Source organism: Atlantibacter subterraneus, assembly GCF_007570865.1.
Taxonomy (GTDB): Bacteria; Pseudomonadota; Gammaproteobacteria; order Enterobacterales; family Enterobacteriaceae; genus Atlantibacter; species Atlantibacter subterraneus.
On record NZ_VLPS01000001.1, the window covers coordinates 990,432 to 1,016,657 of the forward strand.

At 52.1% G+C, this 26,226-nt stretch carries 22 protein-coding genes; 17 read left to right on the plus strand and 5 right to left on the minus strand.

Features of this window, described 5'->3' with window-relative positions; translation table 11 throughout:
* Nucleotides 1-35 precede the first annotated feature (35 nt).
* On the plus strand, nucleotides 36-1,556 hold the full coding sequence (gene exaC / locus FND52_RS04815) for an acetaldehyde dehydrogenase ExaC (RefSeq protein WP_125295272.1): 1,521 nt from the start codon (nucleotides 36-38) through the stop codon (nucleotides 1,554-1,556).
* A gap of 36 nt (nucleotides 1,557-1,592) precedes the next feature.
* On the opposite strand, the gene FND52_RS04820 is transcribed toward exaC, so the two are convergent.
* From FND52_RS04820 to FND52_RS04830, 3 genes are all read right to left on the minus strand, one after another.
* Nucleotides 1,593-1,892 carry a hypothetical protein gene (locus tag FND52_RS04820; protein WP_144129689.1) on the minus strand — a complete coding sequence of 100 codons (300 nt, stop codon included), beginning with the start codon at nucleotides 1,890-1,892 and terminating at the stop codon, nucleotides 1,593-1,595.
* Between the two features lie 104 nt (nucleotides 1,893-1,996).
* A complete protein-coding gene (locus FND52_RS04825; protein WP_151605054.1) occupies nucleotides 1,997-2,464 on the minus strand; it encodes a hypothetical protein in 468 nt (155 codons plus the stop codon).
* Nucleotides 2,454-3,323, minus strand: coding sequence for a winged helix-turn-helix domain-containing protein (locus tag FND52_RS04830; protein WP_144129693.1), 870 nt, complete (start codon nucleotides 3,321-3,323; stop codon nucleotides 2,454-2,456). Before FND52_RS04830 ends, FND52_RS04825 begins: the two co-directional genes overlap by 11 nt.
* 729 nt (nucleotides 3,324-4,052) lie before the next feature.
* Here FND52_RS04830 and FND52_RS04835 point away from each other — a divergent pair.
* The 6 genes from FND52_RS04835 (at nucleotide 4,053) to FND52_RS04860 (ending at nucleotide 14,327) form a co-directional block, all read left to right on the plus strand.
* A complete protein-coding gene (locus FND52_RS04835; RefSeq protein WP_144129695.1) occupies nucleotides 4,053-4,469 on the plus strand; it encodes a winged helix-turn-helix domain-containing protein in 417 nt (138 codons plus the stop codon).
* Nucleotides 4,470-4,624: 155 nt separating this feature from the next.
* Nucleotides 4,625-5,389: a hypothetical protein gene (locus FND52_RS04840; protein WP_144129697.1), complete on the plus strand. Its 765-nt coding sequence runs from the start codon at nucleotides 4,625-4,627 to the stop codon at nucleotides 5,387-5,389.
* 38 nt (nucleotides 5,390-5,427) lie between these two features.
* Nucleotides 5,428-11,655, plus strand: coding sequence for a YadA-like family protein (locus FND52_RS04845; protein ID WP_144129699.1), 6,228 nt, complete (start codon nucleotides 5,428-5,430; stop codon nucleotides 11,653-11,655).
* A 66-nt stretch (nucleotides 11,656-11,721) separates the two neighbouring features.
* Complete coding sequence (locus FND52_RS04850; RefSeq protein ID WP_144129700.1) at nucleotides 11,722-12,531, plus strand: OmpA family protein; 810 nt, start codon at nucleotides 11,722-11,724, stop codon at nucleotides 12,529-12,531.
* 3 nt (nucleotides 12,532-12,534) lie between these two features.
* Nucleotides 12,535-13,518 (plus strand): hypothetical protein, encoded by a 984-nt coding sequence (locus FND52_RS04855; protein ID WP_144129702.1) that lies wholly within the window; start codon nucleotides 12,535-12,537, stop codon nucleotides 13,516-13,518.
* 62 nt (nucleotides 13,519-13,580) lie between these two features.
* Nucleotides 13,581-14,327 (plus strand): hypothetical protein, encoded by a 747-nt coding sequence (locus tag FND52_RS04860; protein ID WP_144129704.1) that lies wholly within the window; start codon nucleotides 13,581-13,583, stop codon nucleotides 14,325-14,327.
* A 6-nt stretch (nucleotides 14,328-14,333) separates the two neighbouring features.
* Here FND52_RS04860 and FND52_RS04865 read toward each other — a convergent pair whose 3' ends face one another.
* Complete coding sequence (locus FND52_RS04865; RefSeq protein WP_144129706.1) at nucleotides 14,334-14,918, minus strand: helix-turn-helix domain-containing protein; 585 nt, start codon at nucleotides 14,916-14,918, stop codon at nucleotides 14,334-14,336.
* Between the two features lie 514 nt (nucleotides 14,919-15,432).
* On the opposite strand from FND52_RS04865, the gene FND52_RS04870 reads away from it, so the two are divergent.
* On the plus strand, nucleotides 15,433-16,302 hold the full coding sequence (locus FND52_RS04870) for a crotonase/enoyl-CoA hydratase family protein (RefSeq protein ID WP_125293275.1): 870 nt from the start codon (nucleotides 15,433-15,435) through the stop codon (nucleotides 16,300-16,302).
* 34 nt (nucleotides 16,303-16,336) lie between these two features.
* Here the strand turns inward: FND52_RS04870 and FND52_RS04875 are convergent, their stop codons facing one another.
* Nucleotides 16,337-17,350 carry a LacI family DNA-binding transcriptional regulator gene (locus FND52_RS04875; protein WP_144129708.1) on the minus strand — a complete coding sequence of 338 codons (1,014 nt, stop codon included), beginning with the start codon at nucleotides 17,348-17,350 and terminating at the stop codon, nucleotides 16,337-16,339.
* 334 nt (nucleotides 17,351-17,684) lie between these two features.
* On the opposite strand from FND52_RS04875, the gene ascF reads away from it, so the two are divergent.
* From ascF to FND52_RS04920, 9 genes are all read left to right on the plus strand, one after another.
* Entirely contained in the window at nucleotides 17,685-19,142 is a 1,458-nt protein-coding gene (gene ascF / locus FND52_RS04880; protein WP_125293277.1) for a PTS cellobiose/arbutin/salicin transporter subunit IIBC, read from the plus strand.
* 18 nt (nucleotides 19,143-19,160) lie between these two features.
* On the plus strand, nucleotides 19,161-20,591 hold the full coding sequence (locus tag FND52_RS04885) for a 6-phospho-beta-glucosidase (protein WP_144129710.1): 1,431 nt from the start codon (nucleotides 19,161-19,163) through the stop codon (nucleotides 20,589-20,591).
* A gap of 265 nt (nucleotides 20,592-20,856) precedes the next feature.
* Nucleotides 20,857-21,828 carry a phosphotriesterase family protein gene (locus FND52_RS04890; RefSeq protein ID WP_144129712.1) on the plus strand — a complete coding sequence of 324 codons (972 nt, stop codon included), beginning with the start codon at nucleotides 20,857-20,859 and terminating at the stop codon, nucleotides 21,826-21,828.
* Nucleotides 21,829-21,836: 8 nt separating this feature from the next.
* Nucleotides 21,837-22,568 (plus strand): creatininase family protein, encoded by a 732-nt coding sequence (locus FND52_RS04895; protein WP_144129714.1) that lies wholly within the window; start codon nucleotides 21,837-21,839, stop codon nucleotides 22,566-22,568.
* A complete protein-coding gene (locus FND52_RS04900) occupies nucleotides 22,565-22,999 on the plus strand; it encodes a PTS sugar transporter subunit IIA (RefSeq protein WP_125293281.1) in 435 nt (144 codons plus the stop codon). The genes FND52_RS04895 and FND52_RS04900 overlap by 4 nt, the downstream gene beginning before the upstream one ends.
* A gap of 28 nt (nucleotides 23,000-23,027) precedes the next feature.
* Nucleotides 23,028-23,306 carry a PTS sugar transporter subunit IIB gene (locus FND52_RS04905; RefSeq protein WP_125293282.1) on the plus strand — a complete coding sequence of 93 codons (279 nt, stop codon included), beginning with the start codon at nucleotides 23,028-23,030 and terminating at the stop codon, nucleotides 23,304-23,306.
* A 4-nt stretch (nucleotides 23,307-23,310) separates the two neighbouring features.
* Nucleotides 23,311-24,621, plus strand: coding sequence for a PTS ascorbate transporter subunit IIC (locus FND52_RS04910; protein WP_125293283.1), 1,311 nt, complete (start codon nucleotides 23,311-23,313; stop codon nucleotides 24,619-24,621).
* A gap of 11 nt (nucleotides 24,622-24,632) precedes the next feature.
* Nucleotides 24,633-25,373 (plus strand): sugar isomerase domain-containing protein, encoded by a 741-nt coding sequence (locus FND52_RS04915; RefSeq protein ID WP_144129716.1) that lies wholly within the window; start codon nucleotides 24,633-24,635, stop codon nucleotides 25,371-25,373.
* A gap of 13 nt (nucleotides 25,374-25,386) precedes the next feature.
* Nucleotides 25,387-26,139, plus strand: coding sequence for a GntR family transcriptional regulator (locus tag FND52_RS04920; protein ID WP_144129718.1), 753 nt, complete (start codon nucleotides 25,387-25,389; stop codon nucleotides 26,137-26,139).
* Nucleotides 26,140-26,226 lie beyond the last annotated feature (87 nt).

Consider the following 26,226-nt stretch of genomic DNA (forward strand, 5'->3'; position numbering starts at 1 on the left):
CTTACCCTACACCATCATAATCAGAGGACATTACAATGAAATATGCCCATCCTGACCAGCCAGGCGCAAAAGTCACTTTCCGTGAGCGTTACGGCAACTATATTGGCGGTAAATTTGTTGAGCCGGTTGCAGGCAAGTACTTTTCTGATACCACGCCGGTAACGGGCAAAGTGGTGGCGGAGTTCCCGCGTTCCGACGCGCAGGACATTGAGCGGGCGCTCGACGCCGCCCATGCCGCCGCAGACGCGTGGGGTAAAACCAGCGTTCAGGCGCGTTCCAACGTGCTGCTGGCGATTGCCGATCGTATTGAAGAGAACCTGGAAAAACTGGCCCTGACCGAAAGCTGGGATAATGGCAAACCGATTCGTGAAACCTTAGGCGCAGACCTGCCGCTGGCGGTGGATCATTTCCGCTACTTCGCAGGCTGTATTCGCGCCCAGGAAGGCACCGCGGCGGAAATCGACAACACCACCGTGGCGTATCACATCTATGAACCGCTGGGCGTGGTCGGCCAGATTATTCCGTGGAACTTCCCGATCCTGATGGCGGCCTGGAAACTGGCTCCGGCGCTGGCGGCGGGTAACTGCGTGGTGCTGAAACCGGCAGAACAGACACCGCTCAGCATCTGCGTACTGATGGAAACCATTGGCGATCTGCTGCCGGAAGGCGTGGTCAACGTGGTGCACGGCTTTGGTGAAGAAGCGGGCGAAGCGCTGGCGCGCAGCAAACGCATCGAGAAAATCGCCTTTACCGGCTCGACGCCGATTGGCCGCCATATACTTTCCTGCGCGGCGGAAAACATTATCCCCAGCACCGTCGAACTGGGCGGTAAATCGCCAAACATCTACTTCGAGGACGTGATGAACGGCGACCAGGATTTTATCGATAAAGCGGTAGAAGGCGTGGTGCTGGGCTTCTTTAACCAGGGTGAAGTCTGTACCTGCCCGTCACGCGCGTTGATTCAGGAATCCATTTACCCGCAGTTTATCGAAAAAGTACTCGCCAAAATGGAAACCATCCGCAAAGGCGACCCGTTCGATACCGACACCATGATTGGCGCGCAGGCATCTGAAGAACAGTACGACAAGATCCTGTCGTATATCTCGATTGCCCGTGAAGAAGGCGGTGAAATCCTCACCGGCGGTGAGCGCGTCGGGCACGGCGACGCGCTGGAGACCGGTTATTACATCCAGCCGACGCTGATCAAAGGCAACAACCAGATGCGCAGCTTCCAGGAGGAAATCTTTGGGCCGGTGATCGGCATCACCACCTTTAAGGATGAAGCGGAGGCCATCGCGCTGGCGAACGATACCCAGTTTGGCCTTGGCGCAGGGGTCTGGACCCGCGACATCAACCGCGCCTGGCGTATGGGACGAGCGATTAAAGCGGGCCGCGTCTGGACTAACTGCTACCACCTGTATCCGGCGCATGCGGCGTTTGGCGGCTATAAAAACTCCGGTATTGGCCGTGAAACCCACAAAATGGCGCTCAATAATTACCAGCAGGTGAAGAACATCCTGGTGAGCTTTGACAGTAAGCCGATGGGTTTGTACTAATACCTATGCGCACCGGCTAACGCCGGTGCGCTTTTTTTATGCCCGAATGTCTTCCATCAAAATTTTTGCCTGCCTGAGTAAATAAACCAGCTGATGGTTTTCCTTACAGATCAGCATCTCAATCGCCACGTTCTGCAACTCCTGCTTGCCGTAGGTCATCCCGATAAACTGAATATCCGCGCCGAGCTGCAAGCGCAGTAAATAGGGCGGCTTTCCGGCATCAAACCGATGTACTTCCTGAAGCGCGATTTGAGTTTCATGACTTAACAAGGTGAAATCACCTGACTGATACAGGCAAAGCAATAACTGCGCACAGCGGGGAGGGCGCGTATCCATTTTCAACCCTTCGCTTTACGTTAACGGGATTAGGGCAACGATTTTAGCCTGATGAATTGTCACATGAAACTTAAGGTTAATTTTTCAGAAAATTATATAAATCGCTAACCGGTTTTTTTGCAGAAGAATACCGGGGCATCATTGCGTAAAAACAGGTAGGCTTCAGGGTTAATTTTTATCAGCGTTAACGCGATAGCCATATCCCGGTGAAAAATCACGTCAGGGAGAAAAAGCGGAATGCGATCGTAGGCAGGAGAATGATGACTCTCTTCATTGGCGACAATGACTAATTTTTTATCTACGTTCCAGAAGTAAAATCCGAAGGTATTGTTAACGGTTTGCTCATCCCGATCGCGACGACTAAATTTTCCGGTAGCACTGTATTTTCCAAGCTGCCCCTCAAATTCGAAGGCATTATCACTTACCAGTGCGCCATTCTGGTTAAAAACAGTGATTTTATTCTGGCAGGAAAAATGGGTTTGTTGGTAATGGGCTTCCAGAGCCAGGAATCCGGTTATTGCGCCTAATAACGCTGCCACGCCCCAGAGCGCTTTTGACACATTAATTTTCATTGTCTGAAGCCTCTTCGTACAAGAAATTCTGGCAAACCGCATTTTTATCGGCAATCTGTTTATCACATTTTATCAACATACTCATTTCGTACTGGCGATTAAAAGTAAGCCAGGCCATTTCGCCCGGTTGACAGGTCATGCCACTTAACCTTGCCATGGTTTCAAATTTGGCTTTGCTAATGTCTACGCCATGGTAGGACGAAAACACCTGGCAATTATTTATCTTACCGATGTCCATATAATCCTTGAAAAATGCATTGCCATGCCCCTGAGAGCCATAAAATACACAAAGCCAGTAAACAAAAAAAACGCTTATCAGGCCAGGCAGGATAAAGAAAAAAAATTTATTGCGAATCAGCTTGTGTAAAACAGAGGGGGAAGAGGTTAAACGATTTTCTGGTTTGTGTTCTTCAACCGTAAAGGGTTCAAGAGAAAAGGGCGGCGCTGCTTTTAATGTGGAGGTTAAATGAGAATGGGGATTGTTTTCAAATTCCGTTAAATCGCCTAACTCTTTTTGGGTATTAACAATCAGGCGCGCCGCTATTTTTACACCTTGTTTAGGAATGGTCTTAATGACTTCTTCTTCCAGTCCTGCCGATTTAAATGCCTTTCTGATTAAGGCAATATTCTGATAAAGCGTATTGGGCGTAACCAGTGCGCCATTCTTTTCCCATATCTCTTCGAATAAAACCTTTTGGCTCACCACCTGATTATTGTTTTGCAATAACAGAAGCAAACACTGGCTGCTTGGGGTATGCAGAACAACAGGCTTAGTGTTGTCATTAACGGGACAGAGAGTGTTACTGTCCGGCGTGAAGATCACTTTATCATTAATGATATAAATGGCGTTATCACTCATAACTGTATATTTCTAAATAAAAAATTACTTTGAGCATAGCTAACAAAAGCGTCAGATTCAATATCGGGTAAAAATCTGAATAAGATTTTTTTAATATAAAAATCATGTAGTTATGAGATTTGAACGGTTTGCAAATATGCAGCAATCAGCCCTGGTAATTTAAATTATTATTTATCAATGGGTTAGGTGTGATTCAGTTTAAATCAAATAACTTCACTCACGGAATATTCCCGTTAACGTTAGGGTGTGCTCGTCGACTCGATGGCTAACTTTATAGTCGTTGAGACGCCAACAGGTATCTGGAAACAAGGTGATTGTAATGCTGGCGGGACCTTAACACGCTGAGCAAGCAAACCCATCAAACCGGTTGCATAAGATTTTTACCGATAATCAGGAGGTGTTTACTGGCAAAAACAAATGCTTAAAACAAATATAAGTTTTAAAAACTGCAAGAAGCGCTTATTTCGTTAGTAACGGTTGATGACGACGATAATGACGAAATTTAGTGTTTTTCACTATAGGGATAGTGGCGGGTGGTTTTTTTAACTGGACAGACTGAAAGGTCAAGGGGAAGTGCGCAAAAAAAGCATATGAAAGGGAGGGGTTACAGATATTACCGCCTGTATTGAAACTGAATGTTCGGGATCTATAATCGCCCAATAAAAAGTGAGGTTTTAATTGAGTAGGCTTGAACACCTTTACTGGATTAATACACCAGGGAAAACTGTTATGAACTATCAACTTTATGGCTTCCTGATCGGCAGAGACATTCACTTCGATATTGAGAATAGATGTCTTTATCGCTTATCTGCAAGCGGCGCAGAAAAGAATCTCATCTTTGGGACGATTTACTTTAACGACACCATGATGAATTTATTTCTTTATCTGTTGAGCCATGCGCGCCAGAAAGAGGTATCCAAGGACGAGTTGCTAAAAAAAATCTGGGAAGATCACGATCTCAGTCCATCAACGCAACGTTTGTGGCAGGTGCTTAACGGCTTAAATAAAAAATTGAGCTTGTTGGGTATTCCTGAGGGCTTTATCCATTACGTAAAAGGTAAAGGATATGTCATTGAGCATCGTGATATTACGCCGCTTTATTATAAAAAGAGTTCTGAATATATAGATGATAAGAGCATCGCATAAGCGGGTTTGGCATCAGAATAGACATTAATACGTTAGCACAACCATTTGGCTTTATCTTTTTGCGACCTTGTCGCTGAAACGGATTGAATACGCACGCCATGATTTTTTAAAAAATCATGTGGAGCACTATTTTCTTCTGACAGGTATTTGATTATATGAATAAGGCATTTAATACAGTGCCTTCTCTCCGCTCGCCCTATGGCTGCGTGAAGAAGGCGTTAAGCGTAATGCTGGTGAGCTCACTGGCAATATTTAGTCATTGCGCGTTAGCTTCAGATCAAACCAGTAATAAACCATCGGTAACACAGGTTATCGATACGAAAGCTATTTATGCTCAAGCGATTAATGATTTTTTTGCTGGGCGTAACCGTGAAGCCCAAAAGGGTTACGAACGTCTGGGCAATACTGAATATGCCGCCATCAGTGCCGTGCCTGCCGCCGTTAATCTGGTTGCGCTGGGGCAATATTCCGAGGCGCAAAAAGCCTTTGCGAATATAAAAAATAGCTCAAGTGTGCGCGACAGAGAATATGCGCAACTTTGGGATTTATGGCTAACCGCTAAACAGTGGAAAGGTAGCGATAAAGAATTAAACAAGGAATTAAAACGCCTGGTGTATTCGCAAACCTGGCATCTTCCCTTCGAAAAATCCATCGCCGGGTTATACGCCGGGCGAGAGACCGTGGATAGCGTGTTTAGCGCGGTATCCGCATTTAATGCCGACGCAGCGCAGCAGCAGGACGCGCGGGCGGAAGCAACCTTCTTTGCAGGGGGATACCTGCAAAACGTTAAGCATAACAGCGCGTCAGCAAAGCAACTGTTTAACGACAATCTCAGCAAGCTTAATAGCGTCTCGCTTGAACGACCGTTTATCGATCGCGAATGCGCCTCGTTAAACAAGCTTACCCATCAAAGTAAATAAGGAAATGGCTTTTCCGAAAGGAATGGCAGGAGTTTGATATGAATAAAATTTATCGGATTGTCTGGAATCCCGCTTTGCAGGCGTGGGTTGCGGTCAGCGAATTCGCGAAAGCGAAAGGGAAAGGGAAAGTGGGGCGCACCGGTTTAAGCGCGACGGCGGCAGGTGTTATTGGCGCGGTTGCGCTTTCAATGACGCCAGTTGAAGATGCCCGAGCGTATACGGCGGCGGGGGGTAATGACAGTGCAGTAGGTGGCAACATTGCTATCGGTGGTGGAACAATTGCAGCAGCAGTTCCAAATGCATGGTCAATGGGGGCTAACCTGGCGATTGGTGAAAATGCTATTGCAGGTGATGGATCTTTATATACCAGCGCAACTAACCCCGCTAACACCCAAGCTGGTGGTTCCATTGCTTTGGGGACCGCGGCTCAGGCAAAAGGGGTTCATGCTGTTGCTATCGGTTTAGATTCTAAGGCAGCGGGTAACTGGTCGGCAGCATTGGGGCCTCATGCTATCGCAACAGGATCAAGTTCTGTGGCCTTAGGTGACTATACAAACTCTACTGGCTGGAGCTCGTCGGCTATAGGGGCCTATGCTAACGCTTCTTCGGAAGGTAGCGTTGCATTGGGTTATTTGTCCAGTGCAGTGGGAAATTCAGGTATAGCAGTTGGCACCAACTCTAAAGCTAATTCAACAAACTCAGTATCAATAGGTAATGCATCCTCAGTTTCCGCTGTGGATGGCGTAGCAATTGGTTCATTTTCGAATTCTTCACGCGGTGCAGGTTCTGCGGGCTATGCTCCTTCCGAAGCATCTTCAGCACAGAAAGCAGCGATCGCAGCCACTACTTCCACTCGCGGTGCAGTAGATATTGGTAGCCGTCAGATCACCAGCGTTGCCGCAGGCACAATGGATAATGATGCAGTCAACGTCGCGCAACTGAAGTCCGTTGAAGGCCTGGCCACCTCAGGTTGGAACGTGACAGACGCGGCTGGCAATACGGCAAACATTGGACCTAATGGCAAAGTCACCTTTAAAGGCGATACCAATATTGCCGTAGCACAAGCCGGTGCGACTGATGCCGGTGTGGTAAATGTCCAGTTGAACAAAAATCTGGATCTAACCGCTACAGGTAGCGTAACGACCGGTAACAGCAAGCTGGATAATTCTGGTCTGGTCATTACGGGCGGCCCGAGCGTTACTACGGCTGGTGTTAACGCTGGCGGTAAGAAAATCACCAACGTGGCTCCGGGCACCATTTCTTCCACCAGTACGGATGCCATCAACGGCAGCCAGCTGAAAGATCTGGCTGACACCCCGCTGAACTTTGCCGGTAACACAGGCTCCACGGCAAAAGTTCTTGGCAGCACCATGACCATTAAAGGCGGTAAAACCACAGCAGGTACCTATTCTGACAAGAATATGAACACTGTGGTGGATGCATCCGGTAACCTGAATATTCAGATGGCGGATAATCCGGTGTTTACCAGCGTGGTGGCTACCGATGGTACCAACACAACCACAATGGCGGCGAACGGCTTGACCGTAACGGGTGGCCCGAGCGTAACTACTACCGGCATTAACGCTGGCGGTAAGAAAATCACCAACGTGGCTCCGGGCACCATTTCTTCCACCAGTATGGATGCCATCAACGGCAGCCAGCTGAAAGATCTGGCCGACACCCCGCTGAACTTTGCCGGTAACACGGGCACCACGGCAAAAGTTCTCGGCAGCACCATGACCATTAAAGGCGGTAAAACCACAGCAGGTACCTATTCTGACAAGAATATGAACACCGTGGTGGATGCATCCGGCAACCTGAATATTCAGATGGCGGATAACCCGGTATTCAACACTATCATTGCTACCGATGGTACCAACACCACTACCGTTGCAGCCGATGGTGTGACTGTGGCTGGCGGCCCAAGTATGACCACTGGTGGCATCAATGGTGGCGGTAAAAAAGCAAGAAATATCGCTGCTGGCGACATATCTTCCACCAGTATGGATGCCATCAACGGTAGCCAACTGTGGGAAACTAACGAAAACGTCACCAATATCACCAACACTGTGAATCACTTCGCGGGCGATCAGAGCGATTCCTATACCGAAATCAATGGTCGCGGGATTCGTTATGTTCGTACCAATGACAAAGGTCTGCCGGTACTGGATGCCTTCGCCAACGGTCAGGGCAGCACGGCGGTGGGTTACAACGCCCGTTCAAAAGGCCTGAACAGCCTGGCGCTGGGTCGTGACGCACAGTCTATCAATAATGGTGATGTGGCATTGGGTTCTGGTTCCGTAACTGATGTTGCTGTGGCCACTGCTGGCGTAAAAATCAACGATAAGGATTATGCCTTTGCCGGTGTTAATCCGTTGAGCACCGTCTCTGTGGGCAGCGTGGGTAAAGAGCGCACCATCACCAATGTGGCGGCGGGGCGTATCCTGGCAGACAGCACTGACGCGATTAACGGTTCACAACTGTTCGCCACCAACTCAGCTATCGATACGCTGGATAAAGGCGCGGTGAAATATGATGTGATCATCAATGCGGACGGTTCCAAAACCGTTAACTACAACAGCGTAACCCTGGGCGGCGATACCTACGACAACTCCACCCATACTGGCGGTACCACTATCACTAACGTGGCTTACGGTGTTGAAGGTGACGACGCGGTTAACGTCGACCAACTGGAAGAAACGGTCGAAGCTGCGAAAACCCGTTACTACAGCGTGAACGATAACGGCGTAATCGGCGCAAACTACTACAACGACGGCGCGACAGGTGTCAATGCGCTTGCTGCTGGCGTAGGGGCTTCTGCTACCGGTAGCGGTTCTATTGCAATGGGTAGTGCTGCCAAAGCGGCAGCCGGGCGTGATGCGATTGCTTTAGGCACCAATGCGACTGTTGATGTTCCGGTCTGGACTTCAGGTATTGCTATTGGTCCAAATGCGCAAACTAAAATTGCTTTCGGCGTGTCGATGGGTGAAAACGCATCAGTTACTGTCGCTGATGGCCAACCGGCTGCCGATGGCGGTGTAGCAATTGGTCACAATGCTAAGTCGCTGAACAGTCGCTTTGCGGAAAATGGATCTACTACGTCTACTGCCGTTGGTAATGGCGCTGAAGCTGATGCGGGTTCTTCATCCTTCGGCGAATGGGCGCGCGCGCATTCCTTAATGGGTACTGCTATTGGTTCCGGCACTACCGTTAATGGTGACCGTTCTACTGCTGTTGGTGCGACGGCTTCTACTGATGCTGCTGATGCTACCGCTTTGGGTTACGGAGCAAAAGCAAACATCGCCGGTGGCGTTGCGCTGGGTACCGGGTCGGTAGCGAAAACCGCTGCGGATAAAGCTGGCTATTTACCTGAAGGTATCTCGGAAGCTGCGGCTCTGGCAATTAATGCCACAACCAGCACTCTGGGTGCGGTCAGCGTGGGCGATGCGGAAACCGGCAAATTCCGTCAAATCACCGGTGTTGCAGCAGGTACGGAAGATTCTGACGCGGTTAACGTCGCGCAGCTCTCTGCACTGTCGCAAAAAACCACCGTTCTTGACGATCGCGCTGTGAAATATGACGAGATCGTAAACCCGGACGGTTCCAAAACCGTTAACTACAACAACGTGACCATGGGCGGGGATACCTACGACAACTCCACTCATATCGGCGGCACCACCATCACTAACGTGGCGGACGGTAAAGCGCCTAGCGATGCGGTTAACTTCTCTCAGCTGACGGAAACTAACAACAACGTTACCAATATCACCAACACCGTGAATCACTTCGCGGGCGATCAGACCGAGGATTACACCATAATCAACGGTCGCGGCATTCGCTATGTTCGTACCAACGATGCAGATCTGCCATTACTGGACGCGTTTGCCAACGGTCAGGGCAGCACGGCGGTGGGTTACAACGCCCGTTCAAAAGGCCTGAACAGCCTGGCGCTGGGTCGTGACGCACAGTCTCTCAATGATGGTGACGTGGCATTGGGTTCTGGTTCCGTAACTGATGTTGCTGTGGCTACCGCCAGCGTAAAAATCAACGATAAAGATTATGCCTTTGCGGGTGTAAATCCGTTGAGTACCGTCTCCGTGGGTAGCCTGGGTAACGAGCGCACCATCACCAACGTGGCAGCGGGTCGTATCCTGGCAGACAGCACTGACGCGATTAACGGTTCACAACTGTTCGCCACCAACTCAGCTATCGATACGCTGGATAAAGGCGCGGTGAAATATGATGTGATCATTAATGCGGACGGCTCCAAAACCGTTAACTACAACAGCGTGACCATGGGTGGGGACACCTACAACAACGAGACGCACATCGGCGGCACCACCATCACTAACGTGGCGGACGGTGTGGCTCCGAGCGATGCGGTTAACTTCTCGCAGTTGACTGAAACTAATAACACCATCAACAACATCTACACCACGGGTACCAAGTACTTCCACGCCAATTCAACCGGGGATGACTCTCAGGCTGTAGGGCTGGATTCCGTAGCCATCGGTATGGGCGCCGTGTCTAACCACGCGAATGATATCGCGCTGGGCGCTGGCTCTGTTACCGAAGCGGCGGTTGGCACCAGCAGCGTGACCATCAACGGCCTGGGCTATCACTTTGCCGGTGTTGATCCGCTGAGCACCGTTTCTGTGGGTAGCCGTGGTAAAGAACGCACCATTACCAATGTGGCTGCGGGACGTATCACTAGCGACAGCACCGATGCGATTAACGGTTCACAACTCTACGCAACCAACTCCGCTATTGAAGTGCTGGATAAAGGTTCCGTGAAATATGATGTGAACGTTGACGGTTCTGTGAACTACAACAGCGTTACCATGGGTGGCGATACTTACAACAGCATCACCAAAACCGGCGGTACCCGTATTAAGAACGTTGCTTACGGTATTGATATGGGGGATGCGGTGAACGTTCAGCAACTGACTGACGCGACCACCAACATCTATAACAACGGGACCAAATACTTCCACGCGACCTCCGAAAAAGCGGATTCCGTGGCAACCGGCATGGACTCTATTGCAGTAGGACCGAATGCGCAGTCTCTGGGTAACGGCTCCATCGCCATGGGCGATGAAGCTAAATCCACTGGCGCAGGCAGTGCGGCGATTGGTCAGGGTGCTCAAACCCTGGGTGACAACAGCGTGGCCATGGGTACTGGCGCTATTGCTAACAATGCTAACGATGTGGCATTGGGCGCAGGCTCGGTTACTCAGGCAGCGGTCGCCACCACCAGCGTAACCATTAACGGTGATACCTATGCTGTGGCGGGTAATAACCCAACCAGCACGGTGAGCGTAGGCAGCGAAGGCAACGAACGTACTATCACTAACGTCGCGGCGGGCCGTATCACGGCTGACAGCACCGACGCAGTGAACGGTTCCGAGCTGTACGCGACCAACCAGTCCATCGAGAAGATCTCCGGTGATGTCTACAACTTGGATCAGGGTAGCGTGAAGTACGAAACCAACGTTGACGGTTCCGTGAACTACAACAAAGTCATTATGGGCGGGGATACCTACGACAACTCTACCCATACTGGTGGTACCACCATCACTAACGTTGCCAACGGCGTTGACCCGAGCGACGCAGTGAACAAGTACCAGTTGGATCAGGTTGATCAGCACGTGACCAATATCTCTAACGGCACTGACGGTATGTTCCAGGTGAATAACACCAGCGATCTGCCGAAACCAACGCCGACCGGTAAAGATTCAACTGCCGGTGGTGCGGGCGCGATTGCCAGCGGGGATTACAGCACCTCTATCGGAGCTAACTCGAAGTCTACCCATAACAACTCTGTTGCGCTGGGTTACAACTCGGTTACCGATCGTGATAACAGTGTCTCGATGGGCTCTGCCGGTAATGAACGTCAGGTCACTAACGTTGCTGCCGGTACGGCGGACACCGATGCTGCTAACGTTGGCCAGCTGAAACAGGGTGTAAACAACTCTTATCAGTACACCAACAAGAAGTTCAACGATCTGAAAAACATGGTTGATGACCAGAAAGATAAGTTGAGCGCGGGTATTGCCGGTGCGATGGCGACAGCGGGCTTGCCGCAACCGTACCAGCCAGGTGCCAGCATGGTTGGCCTGGCGGGCGGTACTTACCAGGGTGAGTCTGCAATTGCACTGGGTGTGTCCACTATCTCCGATAACGGCAAGTGGGTAACGAAGATTGCTGGTACCACCAACAGCCAGGGCGATGTCGGCGCGGCGGTTGGCGTAGGCTACCAGTTCTAATTATCACATTAATCCTGTCCCCGGTAATAACCGGGGACTGTTACCCCTTTTTTTAGAGAATTGACTATGAACTATTTTAAATTGGCTCGTCTGGCGCTGGTTGTAGGTGGCATGACGTTATTATCCGCTTGTACTCACTCTATTAGCGATGTGGATTCCCAGGGCAAAACCGCTAACCCGGTATTCCCCGAACAATCCAGCGCAGTAAGAGACGAGGGCAGCTTCGTTAATCTTGATAACCTGAAACAAATGCGTCCGGGTTTAACCAAAGCACAGGTCTACGAATTAATCGGTGTGCCGCACTTTAAAGAGGGCGCGATTCGTGTGAAAGAGTGGGATTATATTTTCCATTTCACGCAGCCGGATAAAACCGTATTAACCTGTCAGTATAAAGTGTTATTTGATACTGATATGACCGCGCAGAGTTTCTATTTTATGCCGGAAGATTGCCTGTCACGTCTGAAAGCGCCAGCCGTACCGCAGGTTAAAGCACCGGTTCACAAAGAACTGAGCGGCTCCAGCCTGTTTGCCTTTGCCAGTGCGGCACTGAGCGCGGAAGGCGTGTCTCACGTAACCCAACTGGCGAATGAACTGAAAAGCGAATCGCTGGAAGGTAAACACGTTGTGGTAACGGGTCATACCGATCGCATCGGCAATCCGATGAAAAATCAGCAGCTCTCTTTAGCGCGTGCCGAATCCGTTAAAGATATGCTGGTTCAGAACGGCATTCCGGTTTCAATTATTGAAACTCGCGGAATGGGTGATGCAATGCCGCGCGTAAATTGCCCGGGCAAAAAATCTCCAGCTGTAATTGAGTGTCTGGCACCTAACCGCCGTATGACGCTTGATGTAGTAGATATTAATTCAGGTAAATAAGTCATGTCCGTGTCACACGTAATTAAGACCGCCGTAGGCGGTCTTCTTCTCCTGGCGGTTGACCAGGCTGTAGCCGCTCCACAGGATCTGCCGGTTAAAACCATTAGCGTTCCGGCATACAATATGATCACCGATACATTGCAGGCCATCGCGCCAACAATTAACGGTCAGCGAAATGATTTCGCCATGCAACAAATATGCGCCCTGGCGCGGGGAGATAAAACTCAGCAGGAAGTCAACACTCTGTTAAAACAGCAGGGCGTTGATACCACGAAGCTGCCAAAAAGCGGTAGCGTGGCATCTCTGCTCATAAATGGTGATAAAGAACAGCAGCAAATGACCTGCGCAGTTTATCTGGCAACGTCAGTATTTGAGCCGGTTAACAACGGGATCTACTTCTCTAAACAGCAGAGTAATGCAAAAGCTGATACTGAGAAAAAAGCTTCCGGCTGGAGTTTCTGGAAATCTGACAAGAAAGAAGAAACCAAACCGCAAACCGAACAGGTGGTATTTAATCAACCCCAGTTCCTGAACGACGCGCAGGTAAAAATGGCCGTGGTACAGGCCACCGCGCAGATGTATGCCGTAATCGCGGAAAACATTCAGGGCGAGAAAAACAAATACTGGGCCGATTACCAGCAGCGTATCGCCAGCGTGGTTTATAACTACGCACCGGAATATCTGCGCAAAATTACGGTTTTCTATAAAAGCGGCGTCGCCAAACCGTTAATGCCGGTGAACGTATCGTTAAACAGCTTTACTGTGGCTAACGAGGCGGGCGACGTATTAACCCAGCAGGCTGGGAATGTGATGTTTACTGCTAAAGGCGTGCCATGGTTTGGCAATGGCAAAATTTTAGGTAAAGATTACTTTTCCGATGTGACGGTAATTAATTCCGTCAAACCGCAAGCACAACCTCAGGAAGTGCCTAAGAAGGACGTAACCGAAAGTCCCGCAGCAAATAAGAAAAATAGCAGTAAGAAGTAGCCCCCCTTAGCGCCTGTAATTGCCTGTCTAATTCAGGCGCTCTTTTATCACCAGGAAAAATTATGACACTCTCCTTAACACCTGCGGTGCAACCGCAACCGGTCGATGGAAAACCTGTCAATATTATTATTGATGAGTGTTTCCATAGCAGAATGGGGATGATTTCACTCTATGAGCAAGCTGGCACTCCCTTTGAAATCATTGGCTTTTCCAGCGTAATGGAATTTATTAGCTGGCGCGAATTCCATCATAACCGTATTTGCTCGCTCATTATTTATATTCACGACCGATTGGTCTCGGTTCCCGAACAGATCGCGCAATTTTTAGTGACGGGTATTGAGAAAAATAATATTTCCAAAAGAAATGTTATTGTCGTTTGTGATGTCCTTAACAATTTTATGCATCTTTGTACCAATAAATTAAACATCTACAATCTGTTGGATGGGCTGGATAGCTTATACTTGCTGCGCCTTCAGTTAAAGGAGTATGTTGATACAGGATGCATTAATCCGTTATTTGTTAAGCGTTGCTTTTTACAGAAAAAGAATCGATACGCAAAAACAACCGGCGATCTCTCACCGGCAGAAATTTTTGCTATTTCGAATGTTTTAACAGGGCGCGGGGTCAAAGAAACCAGTAAGTTTTATAAGGGGCATTTTAAAACTTTATATAACCAAAGAATGTCGGCAATCAAAAAACTGGGGATGCACAGCGTGCAGGACGTTATTAAATATCGGCACCTTATCGACGCGCTATATCTGGAGGACAATACCATTGTCAACGGTGATTATCTCGAGGTACTGTGTTGAATAAATTTAGTTGTGTTTATGAAATAAAAATTCAATAAAGTTTTTAGGCAAACCTACCACATTGCGCGGTTTAGTCATGCCAATTTTATTGAGCGCATTGCGTTGATGTTGATAAATCGTTTTCTCCGATATATCAAGATATTTGCTCATATCGCTGACTGAGTGGCCTTTAGACGTATAGAACAACACTTTTTTTTCTTGCCGAGTAAAGCGAGGGTATTGAGCATAATAGCAATTTTTGTTTTTTGAGTGTATCGCCAGTAACAGATCGCTCAGGTAAAATTTGCAGTTCATCATCACAAAATTGAACATGATGTTAAGCAACCAGTTTTGCTCACTGCTTGCCATAATCACCTTGCAATTGCACTTGCAAAGATTAATTAAAAAATAAAAATCAATAACGTTTGTTTCTGTGAGAAGGATGACGATATCCTGCGGTTGTATTTCCTGTAACAGTTGGGTTTTATTGCTGTCAATGTCTTTGATCCAAACGAAGTGGCAGTTCAGGCGCTCCGATAGAGAACATACCACCCCTTTATACAGGTAGTAGTTTTCAGTACAAATAAAAACTTTGATTAATAATTCATCCATAGTAAATCCATTTTACCGATCCAGAATAAATGCCGACACGCTATCGAGTGAATGTGCCTGATGTTCGTTTTTAAGTAAAACTCCGCCTTACATAGCGCTGATTTATTATAAGTTTTCTCAATGCGATTACAATCAGCCAAAAAACAAAAGCAAATGAGTGGTTTTATCGCGATGCCGCTACAACGTAGGGCATTAGCATGAATGGCAATATTTTGTGCTTAATAATTAGTAAAGCAGGCATTTTGTTTGGTAAAGGTGTGAGTTTTTTCAACTCAACTTTTTGTTATCTTCATTTTTAGATACTGGTGTAATTATCTGTCAATGGCAGATTTTTAATTTAAAAAACTTGAGGCCTGTTTAATGAGTGTAATAATTTGATGTTGCCTGATGCCAGTAATTTATTTTGCGGGCGAGTCACGTTTAATGGAAATTTGTATCATTCCGGTACAGCAAATAATTGCCCTGAAGTAGTCTTCCCCTGCGATTTTCGCACAACGTAAAATAAGGAAAGACTATGACGATTATTACTCATCCCGATTGCCGTTTATTTACTAATAGCGCGCAATACACTCAACTCTCGGCCTGGTATGAGGAAAAACGCAAAACCATCTGGATGATGTTAAATGCGCAGCCCCGGCCTTCGTTTAATCATCAGTTAATCGAGGAAATAATGAATCTGCAATATCTGGTTCAGAAAACCGGGTTTGCGGTTAATTTCTGGGTAACCGGATCGCTGGTTGCTGGTTTGTACAATGCCGGGGGCGACTTAGCGTTTTTTGTCGAGGCGATAAAAAATGGCCGTCGGGAGGCGTTACGGGCCTATGCGCGCGCCTGCGTCGACTGTGTTCACGCTGCGTCTCGTGGGTTTGACACGGGCGCGATCAGCCTCGCCATGGTGGAAGGCAGCGCGCTGGGCGGTGGGTTCGAAGCCGCGCTGGCGCACCATTTCATTCTGGCGCAGCATGATGTCCGGCTCGGCTTCCCGGAAATCGCCTTTAATTTATTCCCCGGTATGGGGGCTTATTCCCTGGTGGCGCGGCGCTCGGGCATGAGGCTCGCAGAAGAATTGATCTACAAGGGCGAGGCTCATACCGCACAGTGGCATGAGCAGCAGGGGCTGGTGGACGTGTTGTTTGAACCGGGGCAGGGAACCGTAGCGACCCGCACGTTTATTGATTCGCTGGCGCTTAAGCTGAACGGCGTCAGGGCCATGCTGCGTACCCGGCAGCGGGTGCTGAGCCTGCCGCGCGCGGAACTGATGGAAATCACTGAAGACTGGGTCGAAGCGGCATTCTGCCTGGAACCAAAAGACGTGGCTTATATGGAGCGGCTGGTGTTATTGCAGCAGCGCCATATGGCAAGTTCAACGCGTAAAACAGGTTAATCGTAAATCACCCGTCCTGTAGCAGGACGGGTTTTTAGCGATGCGGCCCGTCCTGCACCGAATCACGCTCCAGCAGCCGCGAAGAAAACAGGCTTTTGGTCGACAGATATCCGCCGTCCAGCATCGAAATCAGCCGCTCGATCACTTCGTTAATCATCTCGCTGACCGGATCTTTAATGCTCGACAGCGCAGGCTGCAGGAACGGCGCAGTGGCAATGTTATCGAAGCCGATAATCGAGACATCCCCCGGCACCGTCAGCCCGGCACTGTTCAGGGTTTTCATCGCGCCAATCGCCATATCATCGTTACTGACCACCAGCCCGCTAAAGGGTAACGTTGCGCTCAGCAATTTCTCCGCCGCTTCCGCGCCGCTGGCCGGGGACCACTTGCCAAACGCAATCAGCGCATCGCGCACCGGCAACCCACTGGCGGTCAGCGCCGCTTTATAACCCGCCAGACGGTCAATCGCCGTCGGGGAGTCCATCGAGCCGGTGATAAACGCGATATCGCGGTGCCCGCGTTCAATCAGATGTGTGGTGGCCATAAAACTTGCGCCGTGGTGGTCGCAGCAGATGCAGTGGCTGTGATGCTTACGCAGCTTGCGGTTCATCACCATAATCGGCTGCTTATGCTTTTCAACGATGGCGTCCATCTCGTCGACGTTGAGAAAACGCGGGTAGATGATGATGGCGTCACAGCGCAGGTCGAGCAGGAAATCAATGGCGGCTTTTTCTTCTTCGGCGCTGTGCTTACCATCAACCAGAATCAGCTGTCGCCCGTTGGCTTCGAGCCTTTTCGCCGCCTGGGAGAGCAGTTCGCTAAAGTAGCTGCCGGTATACAGGGTGTTAGTCACCACCAGGCCGATGCATTGCGATTTACTGGTCGCCAGATTGCGCGCCAGCAGGTTAGGGCGATAGCCGGTTTCCTCAATCGCTTTGTACACCAGCTCTTTGGTTTCTTCACTGGTATAGCCCTTGCCAGAGAGTACCCGCGACACTGTCGCCTTTGATACGCCAGCTTTTTTCGCCACTTCCTGCATTGTAGACATGAATCGATCCCGGACGGTGAGTACGCCAGCCATTCTACACAGTTTTAACCGAATGGCAGCGGCAGTTTTTACCAACCAGCGGCCCATACGCGTGGTTTTCGGCGATCTGAATCACAGATTCAAAATCGTTTTTATTTTTGTGTTGAAAACAACACCTGATTTAACCACCCTTATGTGGAACCGGTTACCTATGCTGTTTCACTGAAAACGGCTTTTCATGAAGTTATTATCTAACCCTATGAAAGTAATGACCTTACCCGGATAAATGCGCTGATTTTGTCGGCCAACAAGCACGGCGATAAAAAGACGGCAGGGCATTACGCGAGAATCAGTCATGTCAAAAAATTATGCAGCAGTATCCCGCTCGATAGTGGATGCCATTGGCGGTGCGGACAATATCGCGTCGGTGACGCACTGCATGACCCGTCTGCGCTTCGTGCTGAAAGACGATAGCGCGGCGGACATCGCAAAACTGAAAAGCATCAGCGGCGTGCTGGGGGTGGTGAACAACGATACCCAGTGCCAGGTGATCATCGGCAACACCGTGTCTCAGGCCTACGCCGAAGTGCTGAAACTGCTGCCGGAAGGCGCAGTCGCGCATAAGGCATTGCCGCAGAAAAATAAACTCACCCTGCGTCGCATCGGCGCGGGCATTCTCGATGCGCTGATCGGCACCATGTCGCCGTTAATCCCGGCGATTATCGGCGGCTCGATGCTGAAACTGCTGGCGATGATCCTCGACATGACCGGCGTGTTTGAAAAGGGCTCCTCAACGCTGATTATCCTCAACACCATCGGCGACGGCGCGTTCTTCTTCCTGCCGATCATGGTCGCGGCCTCGGCGGCGCTGAAATTCAAAACCAACATGTCGCTGGCGATTGCCATCGCAGGCGTGCTGGTACACCCGAACTTTATCGACTTAATGGCGAAAGCCGCCCAGGGCCAGCACGTTGAATTTATGGGCCTGACGGTCACGGCGGTGAAATACACCTACACCGTGATCCCGGCACTGTGCATGACTTGGATACTGTCGTACATCGAACGCTGGGTCGACAGAATTACCCCGGCGGTCACCAAAAACTTCCTTAAACCAATGCTGATTGTGCTGATTGCCGCGCCGATCGCGATTATGTTTATCGGCCCGGTAGGCATCTGGATCGGCAGCGGGATTTCTAAACTGGTGTACACCATTCACAGCCATCTGGGCTGGCTGTCGGTGGCGATTATGGGCGCTATCTGGCCGTTGCTGGTAATGACCGGGATGCACCGCGTGTTTACCCCCACCATTATTCAGACCATCGCCGAAACCGGCAAAGAGGGCATGGTGATGCCGTCGGAAATCGGTGCCAACCTGTCGCTGGGCGGTTCGTCGCTGGCGGTGGCCTGGCGTACCAAAAACCCGGAACTGCGCCAGACGGCGCTGGCCGCAGCGGCGTCCGCTATTGTCGCCGGGATCTCCGAACCGGCGCTGTACGGCGTGGCGCTGCGCCTTAAGCGTCCGCTGATCGCCTGCTTAATCACCGGCTTTATTTGCGGCGCGGTGGCGGGTATCGGCGGGCTGGCCAGCCATTCCATGGCGTCGCCGGGGCTGTTCACCAGCGTCCAGTTCTTTGACCCGGCCAATCCGATGAGTATTGCCTGGGTGGTGGGCGTGATGATCCTGTCGGTGGTGATCTCTTTCTTCGTGACGCTGCTGCTGGGCTTTGAAGATATCCCGGTAGAAAAGTCGGCGGAAGCCGAACAACCCGCGTCTGCCAACCCGCAGATTGAACCGGCAGTAAAAGTTAATTAATTCAGGGAGTCGTGCGTAATGGCAGTTTCACAGTTTCCGGACGGTTTTTTATGGGGCGGCGCACTGGCCGCCAACCAGGCGGAAGGCGCTTACCTTGAAGGCGGTAAGGGGCTGACCACCGTGGATATGATCCCCCACGGCAGTCAGCGGATGGCGGTCAAACTCGGCCTCGAACCGCGTTTTACCCTGCGCGAGGATGAGTTTTACCCCAGCCACCAGGCGATCGATTTTTATCATCGCTATAAGGAAGATATCGCCCTGATGGCGGAAATGGGCTTTACGGTGTTTCGCACCTCCATCGCCTGGAGCCGGATTTACCCCCAGGGCGACGAGCTGACGCCTAACGCCGCAGGCATCGCGTTTTATCGCGACATGTTCGCCGAGTGCAAAAAATACGGTATCGAGCCGCTGGTGACGCTGTGCCATTTTGACGTGCCGATGCATCTGGTGCGTGAGTACGGCTCGTGGCGCAACCGCAAAATGATTAAATTCTTTACCCGCTACGCGCGCACCTGTTTTGAAGCGTTTGACGGGCTGGTTAAATACTGGCTGACCTTTAATGAGATCAACATCCTGCTGCACAGCCCGTTCTCCGGAGCCGGGCTGGTGTTCGACGAAAGCGACAACAAAGAGCAGGTGAAATATCAGGCGGCGCACCACGAACTGGTGGCCAGCGCGCTGGCCACCCAAATCGCCCATGAGGTGAACCCGGCAAACCAGGTTGGCTGTATGCTGGCGGGCGGCAATTTCTATCCGTGGTCCTGCAAGCCGGAAGACGTATGGGCGGCGCTGGAGAAAGACCGCGAAAACCTGTTCTTTATCGACGTGCAGGCGCGCGGGGCGTACCCGTCCTATGCGGCGCGGATGTTCAGAGAGAAGGGCATCAATATCATCAGCGAGCCGGGCGATAATGAGATCCTCAAAAACACCGTGGATTTTGTCTCGTTCAGCTATTACGCCTCACGCTGCGCCTCTGCCGATATGAACGATGGCAACAGCAGCGCCGCCAACGTGGTGAAGTCCCTGAAGAACCCGCATATACAGGCCAGCGAATGGGGCTGGGGTATCGATCCGCTGGGGCTGCGTATCACCATGAATATGATGTACGACCGCTACCAGAAGCCGCTGTTCCTGGTGGAAAACGGTCTGGGCGCGAAAGACGAGTTCAACCCGCAGGGCGAAATCAACGATGATTACCGCATCAGCTACCTGCGCGAGCACATCAAAGCCATGGGGGAAGCCATTCAGGACGGCATTCCGGTCATCGGCTATACCACCTGGGGCTGCATCGATCTGGTGTCGGCGTCCACCGGGGAGATGAGCAAACGCTACGGTTTTGTCTACGTCGATCGCGACGACAGCGGCGCGGGTACCCTGGCGCGCACCCGCAAAAAATCGTTTTACTGGTATACGAAAGTCATATCCAGCAACGGCGCTGATTTGGATTAACGCTGCCAACCGGGGATGCACCTGCCGCATTCCCGGTTAACTTTCCCTGCCCATACCGCCCAATTTCCGTGGCTTGTTTTTACTCCCACGCGCTCGCAATCTTTGCAGTCACTTTTCACGACTTATCAACATTTCCTATGAAACTGTGCGATGCCTCGCAGCAATACGCTTTTTGCTGGTTGTTTTGCGACCATGATCACTTGACCAGTCAGGTAGACAAGTTCTAAGTTGAATACACCAACTCACTGATAACAGGGCGTATCGTATGGGGTTTATTCGCACACTCACCGGTGACATCGCACCGCAGCAGCTCGGGGTGACCTACAGTCACGACCATCTTTACTGCATCCCGCCGTACTGGCAGGAGCGCAACGAAGAGGATCTGCTGCTCGACGATAAAGCCGCTTCCGAACGCGAACTGGCAGACTTCCGCGCCGCAGGCGGGAAGTCGATTTATGACGCTACCGCGCCGGACTATGGCCGTCACGTTGAGGTGGTGGCGGAGATTGCCAGCCGTCAGCAGGTGCAAATCATAGCCACCGCCGGGTTTAATAAAGGCTTCCTGTGGAGCTCGAAGCGTCCGGGCACCGATCAGACCTTCGCCGACTGGATTGCCAACACCCCCCTCGATGCGCTGGTTGAACACGTCAGCCGGGAAGTAACCGACGGTATCGACGGCACCGCATACCGCGCCGGGATGGTGAAGTGCGGCACTGGTTATAACGCCATTTCGCCGCTGGAGCGTAAAACCATGGAAGTGGTGGTGCGCGCCCAACAGGCCACCCACGCGCCGATGCACAGCCATACGGAAATGGGCACCATGGCCCTGGAGCAGGCCGCGATTTTTAAACAACTGGGCCTTGATTTGTCCCGCATCTGCTTTGCACATATGGATCGCAATCCCGATCCCTGGCTACACCGTCAACTTGCCAACACCGGGGCATTTATCTCGTTTGACGGTATCAGCCGGATCAAATATTTCCCCGAGCACGTCCGCACCGAGGCCATTCTGGCGCTGTGCAAGAAGGGGTATCAAAAACAGATCCTGATCGGCGGCGATTTCGCCCGCAAAAGCATGAGCGCCCATTATGGAAAAGGCGGGCTGGGATTGAAATTTATCCTGGCGGACTGGCGCCCACGGTTTCTTGAAGAAGCGCGGGAAGCGGGTTTTGACGGCGAAGCGCTGCTGCATGATTTCTTCGTCGAAAACCCGGCGCGCTACTTCAGCTTTGGTTAAGGCAGCCTATGAAACTGCATCAGCTTAACGAGCAGCAGGCGAAAGCGGCCCTTCCCAGGGCCAGAATCGCGCTGCTGCCGCTGGGGGCGGTGGAGCCGCACGGCGATCACCTGCCGCTGGATACCGATAACCTGTTAGCAGAACGCTTTTGCGAACGGCTGGACAGCGCGCTGGGCGAGGATGCCATCACCCTGCCGGTGATCTCCTACAGCCAGGTGTGGTCGCTGCGCGGTCACGCCGGGGCGATTGATATCGGCAACGCGCTGCTGGGGGATCTGCTGGTCAGCCTGGCACGCAATATGGCGGGCTACGGCATTACCACCACGGCGGTGATCAACGCCCATTACGGCAATTTCGACGCCATCAAAGCGGCGGCCCGCCAGCTTCGCGAGGAGGGCATTACGCTGCTGAGTTACAGCTGGGCGGGGATGGACGGCTGCGTGGCGAAGCTGCGCGAATCGGCGGTGGCCTATCCTGGCTATATGCATGCCGATGAAATTGAAACGTCATTAATGCTGGCGCTCGCGCCGGAGGCGGTGGATATGACCCAGGCCCGCGAGCATTACCCCGCGTTTCCGGAAGATTTCCGCTACCGCCCTGAGCCCTGGACCGCGTTTTCCGATTACTCGGTGCTCGGCGACCCGCGCTGCGCCAGCGCGGAAAAAGGCGAGGCCTTTGTTCAACAGGCGCTGGAAACCACCTTAGCGTCCATCACGCGCATAATCAGGGAGGCGCAATGATTAGCCCAAACGCAATCCATCTGGATTACCCGGCCACGTCTGCCGACGAGGCGATTCGTAAATCCGGGGATGCGCTGTGCGCCGCCGGAGCCTGTAGCGAGCAGTACACCCAGGCGATGATCGACAGCTATCACCAGTTCGGCCCCTATTTTGTGATTGCGCCGGGGCTGGCGATGCCCCACGCGCGGCCAGAGAACGGGGCGATTGCGCCGCAAATCAGCCTGGTGCGGCTGCGCGAGCCGGTGGAGTTTGGCCACGCGGAAAACGACCCGGTGCAGCTGGTGCTGGGGCTGTCCGCCACCAACAGCGATCAGCATATTCAGTTAATTCAAAAAATCGTCACCCTGCTGGGTGATGAGGAAAACCTGCAAACCTTAATGAATTCCCATGATGCGCAGCAGATTTACCGTCTGATGATCGATGCGGAATAAACCACTACGTCCGTCTGGAGAAATAACAATGAAAATACTCACTGTCTGCGGTTTGGGAATGGGGTCGAGCTTAATTTTACGTATGAACGTGGAAACGGTGCTGAAAAAGCACGGCGTGGAAGCGAACGTCGAGCATATGGACGTCTCCGCCGCCGCGTCGGCGAATGCCGATCTGGTGATCACCAACGCCGAGCTGGTGGGCAATTTACAGCATTTATCCTGCCCGGTGGTGGTGGTGAATAACTACATCGACACCAACGAAATCACCCAGGCGCTGGTTAACGCAGGCATTCTTACTCAGGGGTAAGACCATGAACGAATTTATCGGCGTACTGCGTTGGATCACCGTCAATATCTTCGGCGAAGCGTCCATCCTGATTGGCCTGATCGTGCTGCTCGGGCTGGTGCTGCAAAACAAACCGCTGGCGGATATTGTCTCCGGCACCCTGAAGGGGATTTTAGGCTTTTTGATTATTGGTGCCGGGGCGGGGATTATCGTCTCCGCGCTGCTGATCTTCCAGCCAATCTGGACCGAAGTGTTCGGCTTAAGCTCCATGAATCTGACCAACATTATCGGCCAGGTGAAGTTCAGCGAGCGCTACGGCAGCAGCGTCACCATCGCTATCGCGGGCGGGTTCGCCTTCAACCTGCTGCTGGCGCGCCTGACGCGCTTTAAGTATATCTACCTGACCGGGCACATGATGTTCTGGACCACCATGATCTTCGCGGGCGTGATGGTTAACAGCAACCCGGCGATCTCCGGCTGGCAGTTAACGTTAATGCTCACCGTGATCATGGGCCTGTACTGGACGCTGCAACCGGCGCTGGTGCAGCCGTGGGTGCGCAAAATTACCGGCAACGACAATATTGCGCTCGGCCATACCTCGGCGTCGGTGGCGCTGCTGGGGGCGATTTTCGGCAAACTGTTTTCCCGCAACAGCATCAGTTCGGAAGATATCCAGGTGCCGAAAAAGCTCGGCTTCCTGCGTGATTCTAACGTGGTGACCGCCCTGACAATGACGCTGCTGTTCTTTATCGGCACCTTTATTCTGCAAATCAAAGGCACCCCGAAAGCGGCGGAGATCCTGGCGCAGTCCGGCGATTTAAGTTTTTACATCTACGCCCTCAAGCAGTCGCTGATGTTTACCGGCGGGATTGCGGTGGTGCTGCTCGGTGTGCGGATGTTTATCGGTGAAATGGTGCCGGCGTTTAACGGCATCGGCTCGCGACTGGTTCCCGGCGCGCGCCCCGCGCTGGACTGCCCGATCCTGTTTAACTTCGCGCCGAACGCGGTGGTGCTGGGTTTTGTGGGGGCATTTGTCGGCTCGCTGCTGTGGCTGACGCTGATCGGGCATTACACCGGCTACGTGTTTATCCCCAGCATGATCGTGATTTTCTTCCATGCGGGCACCGCCGGTGTATTTGGCAACGTCACGGGCGGCTATAAGGGCGCGCTGCTGGCGGGCTTTATCACCTCGACGGTGGTGGCCTGGGGCCAATACTTCTGCGTCAGCTACTTCATCAATAACACCGTGCCGGATACCGCGCTGTGGGCCGGAGACAGCGATATGTTCGTACTGTCGCCGCTGATTAGCGCCTTAACCCGTCTGCTGACGTTCTGAGGGAGATCACCATGAGTCAGGCAGTTAACGCTTATTTTGAGCAGATCCAGCAAAAACTGGCCCAGCTGGCGGCGCAGCAGGAGACGCTCGACCGCGCCGCCCGGGCGATGCTCGACACGGTGCTGAAGGGCCGCAATCTGTTTGTGTTTGGCGCCAGCCACGCCGGGATTCTGGCGGAGGAGATGAGCTATCGCGCAGGCGGCCTGGCAATCGTCAACCCGCTGTTTTCCCCGGCGCTGATGCTCAACGTGCGCCCGCTTACGCTCACCAGCGCAGTAGAAAATGTCGAAGGGCTGGGGAAAGTGATGGTGGAAAGCTCCCCGCTGGAGGCGGGGGACACGCTGATTATCCATTCGGTCTCGGGGCGCAACGCCATCACCCTCGACGTGGCGCTGGCGGCCAAAGCCTGCGGTGCGACGGTGATCGCCATTACCAGCCTGGAAACCGCGAAGCGCGTTACCTCGCGCCACTCCAGCGGCAAACTGCTGGCCGGGACAGCGGACATCACGCTGGATAACCAGTGCGACTACGGCGACGCGGCGGTTAGCCTGCCGGGCCTGGCGCAGAAAGCCGCGCCGCTGTCGACCATTATGGGGGCGACCATCGCCAACAGCCTGGTGCTGCGCTTGTGCGAGCTGATGCAGGAAAACGGCGTGGAGCCGCCGATCCTTGCCAGCGCAAACATAGACGGCAATCAGCAGATAAATCGGGATATAATGGACGCTTACCGGAGCCGAATCTTCTACCTCTGAGTGGAGCAACCGTATGTTCGAGTCTGATGGACTCCCGCTTTATCTCAAAATCAAAAACATCATTTTGCAGCGTATTTTGTCGTGTACCTATACCGACAGGCTGCCCGGCGAGTTGATCCTGGCCGATGAGTTTAATGTGGCGCGCGGCACCATTAAGCAGGCGATCGATTCACTGGTCAGCGGCGGGATGGTGTATCGCGAGCAGGGGAAGGGCACGTTCATCAACCGCGACGCGCTGCTCAAGCACTATACCGATCTACCGGATGTGCTGGTGGCCTTCGGCACGCCTCAGCCGGTCCAGGCTGAGGTGATTTCCCTGCTGGCAACCATGGCGGACCACGATGTTGCCCGGCAGATGGGGCTGGAGGTCGGTAGCCAGCTGATGCGGCTGGAGCGGCGTATGCTGCAGGGCGACCGCATCGTTGGCCATTCCCTGAGCTGGTTGAATAGCCGCTTTTATAACGATCTCAGCCATATTGATGATGAAGGCACGCTCTACTCCCAACTGCGCGAAGCCTTTGGTTATTCGCCGACCCACGCCCGGGAAAACTTTGCGCCGGTGGTCTGCGATCCGCGCCTGGCGCGCCTGCTGGGCTGTGAGCCGGGTGAGGCACTGTTCAAAATCGAACGTATCGCACGCAATCCCGATGATGTGGTGCTGGAATACAGCATTACCTACGTTAAAAACGCCACGCTGTCGCTGGAGATTGCCGCTAACCAGAATGCGGCGGACGCGCACTGGAACTGTAAAATCGTTGCCCGCTAAGCGCGGTGTTGAGTGCGATCGTTTGGTTGCACACCAACACAAACGGACACGGGTTAGGGGTTGATTTGTTAACATTCAGAATAAAAT

Bases quoted from the DNA above. Each gene is read 5' to 3' on its own strand.
- FND52_RS04890 (WP_144129712.1), top strand. From the start codon at position 20,857: ATGGGGTTTATTCGCACACTCACCGGTGACATCGCACCGCAGCAGCTC.
- exaC (WP_125295272.1), top strand. From the start codon at position 36: ATGAAATATGCCCATCCTGACCAGCCAGGCGCAAAAGTCACTTTCCGT.
- FND52_RS04820 (WP_144129689.1), bottom strand. From the start codon at position 1,892: ATGGATACGCGCCCTCCCCGCTGTGCGCAGTTATTGCTTTGCCTGTAT.
- FND52_RS04905 (WP_125293282.1), top strand. From the start codon at position 23,028: ATGAAAATACTCACTGTCTGCGGTTTGGGAATGGGGTCGAGCTTAATT.
- FND52_RS04885 (WP_144129710.1), top strand. From the start codon at position 19,161: ATGGCAGTTTCACAGTTTCCGGACGGTTTTTTATGGGGCGGCGCACTG.
- FND52_RS04920 (WP_144129718.1), top strand. From the start codon at position 25,387: ATGTTCGAGTCTGATGGACTCCCGCTTTATCTCAAAATCAAAAACATC.
- FND52_RS04850 (WP_144129700.1), top strand. From the start codon at position 11,722: ATGAACTATTTTAAATTGGCTCGTCTGGCGCTGGTTGTAGGTGGCATG.
- FND52_RS04840 (WP_144129697.1), top strand. From the start codon at position 4,625: ATGAATAAGGCATTTAATACAGTGCCTTCTCTCCGCTCGCCCTATGGC.
- FND52_RS04895 (WP_144129714.1), top strand. From the start codon at position 21,837: ATGAAACTGCATCAGCTTAACGAGCAGCAGGCGAAAGCGGCCCTTCCC.
- FND52_RS04860 (WP_144129704.1), top strand. From the start codon at position 13,581: ATGACACTCTCCTTAACACCTGCGGTGCAACCGCAACCGGTCGATGGA.
- FND52_RS04835 (WP_144129695.1), top strand. From the start codon at position 4,053: ATGAACTATCAACTTTATGGCTTCCTGATCGGCAGAGACATTCACTTC.
- FND52_RS04870 (WP_125293275.1), top strand. From the start codon at position 15,433: ATGACGATTATTACTCATCCCGATTGCCGTTTATTTACTAATAGCGCG.
- FND52_RS04900 (WP_125293281.1), top strand. From the start codon at position 22,565: ATGATTAGCCCAAACGCAATCCATCTGGATTACCCGGCCACGTCTGCC.
- FND52_RS04845 (WP_144129699.1), top strand. From the start codon at position 5,428: ATGAATAAAATTTATCGGATTGTCTGGAATCCCGCTTTGCAGGCGTGG.
- FND52_RS04865 (WP_144129706.1), bottom strand. From the start codon at position 14,918: ATGGATGAATTATTAATCAAAGTTTTTATTTGTACTGAAAACTACTAC.
- FND52_RS04910 (WP_125293283.1), top strand. From the start codon at position 23,311: ATGAACGAATTTATCGGCGTACTGCGTTGGATCACCGTCAATATCTTC.
- ascF (WP_125293277.1), top strand. From the start codon at position 17,685: ATGTCAAAAAATTATGCAGCAGTATCCCGCTCGATAGTGGATGCCATT.
- FND52_RS04830 (WP_144129693.1), bottom strand. From the start codon at position 3,323: ATGAGTGATAACGCCATTTATATCATTAATGATAAAGTGATCTTCACG.
- FND52_RS04825 (WP_151605054.1), bottom strand. From the start codon at position 2,464: ATGAAAATTAATGTGTCAAAAGCGCTCTGGGGCGTGGCAGCGTTATTA.
- FND52_RS04915 (WP_144129716.1), top strand. From the start codon at position 24,633: ATGAGTCAGGCAGTTAACGCTTATTTTGAGCAGATCCAGCAAAAACTG.
- FND52_RS04855 (WP_144129702.1), top strand. From the start codon at position 12,535: ATGTCCGTGTCACACGTAATTAAGACCGCCGTAGGCGGTCTTCTTCTC.
- FND52_RS04875 (WP_144129708.1), bottom strand. From the start codon at position 17,350: ATGTCTACAATGCAGGAAGTGGCGAAAAAAGCTGGCGTATCAAAGGCG.